Source organism: Micromonospora qiuiae (assembly GCF_016863555.1).
Lineage (GTDB): Bacteria > Actinomycetota > Actinomycetes > Mycobacteriales > Micromonosporaceae > Micromonospora > Micromonospora qiuiae.
The window spans coordinates 1-3,342 of sequence record NZ_BOPC01000157.1 but is presented as its reverse complement, the minus strand read 5'-3'; the positions used below and the strand labels follow the sequence as shown (position 1 = coordinate 3,342).

The following is a 3,342-nucleotide window of genomic DNA, read 5'->3' as shown; positions in this document are numbered from 1 at the left end:
GGAACGACCTTGGCCTCGTCCGGGGGGCTGGTAGCCCTTGTGGTGCCCGGCGAGGTGAGCCGCGGCGGCATCTCTGAGGAGGGCCGGGGTTCGGGGCCAACCGACCGCGGCCCAAGTGACCGCCCCCACCAGGACCACCCTGGCCGGAATCACCCACGACCGTAAGGGCCCGCCCCTGCCGATCCGGCGGCATCGGCGCGGCAGACACCTCATGCTTCACACCGTCCCGCCGCCACAGCAGCACCCCCGCGACCAGCACCGCCAAGCCCCGCCACCGGCACCAACACCGGCCACCCGGAAGCCAGGACACCCCGCCACGACCAAGGAACCGACACCAGCGCGACCGACAGCAGAACCGACCCGCCGAACGCCATCAAAGCGACACTCAACCGTCACGTCACACCACGGAATCGTGCCCGTACACGGCAACCCCGTCGCACATCACCTGGCAGAGCTACGTCGCACATCAGCTGTCGGATCACACTGCGATCACTTACCGGGCAGTGTCCGCTTGCTGAGGACCACGCCGCCGAGAACCAGTACGACACCGACAAGGATCGCCATGTTGATGGCCTCGCCCAGGACCGTCCATCCGAGGGCCACGGTCACGAGAGGAAGCAGGTAAGTGACGACGGATGCGGCGGTCGGCCCTTCGTCCTGGATGATCCGGTAGTTCAGAACATCGGCGGCATCCGTTCCGAGGGCTCCGAGCACGAGCACGCTCGCCACGGCGTCCCACCACCATTCACGGGTGTCGAGTCCTGCGATGGGCATGGCGGCAGCGAGCAGGATCGCTGCGGCTCCGAGCTGGCTCGCGGAGAGCATGAGCGGACTGATTCCACGGCCAAGTAACGGCCCATGTAGACGTAGCTCAGGCCGTAGCTGGCCGATGCTGCTAGGCAGGCCAGGCCACCCCAGCTCGCCGAAGGCGGGTTCTCGCCCATTCGAGAAACCGCCTGTGACCTGCTGCTTGCAGTGGAGCCGAGGGGATTTGAACCCTTACACCCACCACAGTGAAAGAACATCATCGATCATTCAGTCCTTCAACCAGGGCGGAGTCTGCCGACGCTTGCCAACGCCAGCCGGCACTGGTTGCCTCGGTTGTAGTGGATCTGTCTCGTTGATCTTGCATGAGGCGAGCTGCCGCCCTGGTCTGCGCCAGTGGCCAGCGCCAGCCAGGCGAGCTACGGGCCACAGGGGACTCAGGCCCCTTACGCGCTTCCCTTGCCGCTCGCCAAGCTTTAGGTTAGGCCAATGACCCCGCCTCCTCAAAGGACCGGTCGCCCTGCTTATGGCCTAGCTTCCCTGGAAGAAGGCACCCAGGGTGCAAAATTGAGCTTCCGGTTCGATGCCGAGCTAGACGCAGCAGAGTATAGGGAACTTGAGGAGGCACTTAAGCCTGTTCTGCGACTTGGGGTACGCGACGTTTTTAAGCTGGTGGCCCGGAGCTACGAGGAAATAGAATCGCTGAACACGTACTATTTGAGACTGTTCGGTTTACCTCGGGAGCGTGGGCGCATCCAGCCTCGCGAGGCGGCAACCGGGTTCATGAGTTCCTGCGTTAACTGGCTGAACGTTGTCCGGCTGTTCCTTGACCACGAAGAAACATGGCTCAAGCGAACATTTGGTGAAACCTCCACCAACTTCGTCGACTTCAAATCGGCATGCAGTCGCGCGTTTGACTCCTCCATTGCATATCGATTTCTTTACAAGCTGAGGAACTATACTACCCACTGCGGCCTGCCCATTAGCAGCGTGAATCTTGATGCACCCACGGAAGAGGAGCGAGCGGCCGGATTGCACCAACGAATTTCTTTCCGCCTCAACCGGGACGATCTGTTGCGCGATTTTAGCTGGGGCGCGAAGGTTCGAGCTGACTTGGCCGCAATGGAGCCAGCCTTTGAACTGCTTCCGCTGATTAGACAGGCCATGCCTCACCTCGACAACATCCTGCAGATCACCGTTGCAACCGACGTGAGGGAATGCCTTCAAGCGCTTCCAGTTGTTCGGCGATACCTCGATCGGATGACCGTTGAGACGGCTCAGCCATGCCTTCTGCGTCTAACGCCGAACGACCTGGGAGGGTACCAAATATCGCCAATGCTGCTACCGATGGATGCCATCGCCAAGCTTGAGACGGTGGATCCGGCAGGCGACCTGCTTGCTCCTTTCCGGCGTACTGGCGGATTGGTTAGGCCTGGCCCACCCACTATGTCACCCGAGGGCCGGTATCGCATGAAGCGCGGATCCTTGGTGCTCAGCGCGCATCTGCACGAAGGCGGACCTTCGCCAGCATTCTTCAATACGGTAAATCAACTGATAGATGAGGACGGGGACATTGAACCAGTGCTGACTGGGACGATCAACCTAGGAATGACATTACTTCACTTGGCATCGATGGCAACAAATACGACTCCGCAATCAATCCTTGCCTCGTTCGGGGAAGGTGACGAAGATCGAGCAAGGCATCAGCCATAGATTACCCTTATTCCCCAGAAATCGGCAACGCGGTCCCGTTCAGTGCGTACCGCTGGTCGGCCGACCTGATGGCGCTCATCGTGGTTTCGCTCGGCGTAGTCGGTTGCTGCACTTCGCTGCTGTACGGCCCTACCACTCCTGCGGGCTCGGTTGGCCGACAACTTGAAGAGGCCGATCGCACTAACCGCGCCTTCGAGATATGCGTACTCTTCGCCCATTTGCGTCAGGAAATCATTGTATTGATGGGTAATCCAATCAAGGTGATGTCGCCACTCATTTATCTGACGGATTTGGCCCTCGGCGGGCGTGGGCTTCATGCAGTCCGAATCGCCAGAATGAAAGGCCTGAAAATGCTCGTCACCCATCACTTGCACTTCGTGCATCATTGTCAATATTCGTCTGCACAACTCCTTGGCCTCGGCCCGGCGCTGATTATTAAAAGTCGCCTAAGCCTGGCGCTTGCAGTCCGCCCACGACCGAGAAGCGAGCTGAGACTTCCGGACCAAAACGTAGACACGATTCCACGGTCTTAGAGGCATGCAAGCAACCTGTTTGCCAGCGCAGATTCAGCAGCTTGCCGATCGCTCGTCAGGACGGCTTTTGGCTCGGCCCGCCTTGGTCGTCTTGTTCGAAGTCGCGCAGGGCGCGACCCAGAGCCCGGATCATCTCCAAGCGGTGGCGCCCGGCATCGGTCAGGGTCAACGACCGGTGGCCATCGACGAACGCCTCCTGGGCGAGGCCGCTTTCCAGTAGCCGGGTCACCGTCCGGGTGATCTCGCCGTCGCCGATACGAGTGCCGGTCCATCCGGTGATGCCGTTGCCCAACTCGCTGTATCGCAGGGGGCCCTGTTCGCCTAGGCAGAC

4 protein-coding genes are annotated in these 3,342 nt (G+C 60.6%); 1 reads left to right on the top strand and 3 read right to left on the bottom strand.

The window, feature by feature from the left end; genetic code table 11:
* Positions 1-489 precede the first annotated feature (489 nt).
* Complete coding sequence (locus tag Vqi01_RS30055; protein WP_275408860.1) at positions 490-837, bottom strand: EamA family transporter; 348 nt, start codon at positions 835-837, stop codon at positions 490-492.
* A gap of 495 nt (positions 838-1,332) precedes the next feature.
* Here Vqi01_RS30055 and Vqi01_RS30050 point away from each other — a divergent pair, with 495 nt between their 5' ends.
* Positions 1,333-2,478: a hypothetical protein gene (locus Vqi01_RS30050; protein ID WP_204038508.1), complete on the top strand. Its 1,146-nt coding sequence runs from the start codon at positions 1,333-1,335 to the stop codon at positions 2,476-2,478.
* On the opposite strand, the gene Vqi01_RS30045 is transcribed toward Vqi01_RS30050, so the two are convergent.
* Both Vqi01_RS30045 and Vqi01_RS30040 read right to left on the bottom strand, forming a co-directional pair.
* On the bottom strand, positions 2,469-2,843 hold the full coding sequence (locus Vqi01_RS30045) for a hypothetical protein (protein WP_204038507.1): 375 nt from the start codon (positions 2,841-2,843) through the stop codon (positions 2,469-2,471). The genes Vqi01_RS30050 and Vqi01_RS30045 overlap by 10 nt on opposite strands.
* 223 nt (positions 2,844-3,066) lie before the next feature.
* Positions 3,067-3,342, bottom strand: a 276-nt coding sequence (locus tag Vqi01_RS30040; protein ID WP_204038506.1) for a LysR family transcriptional regulator, incomplete at its 5' end; no start/stop codon positions are given.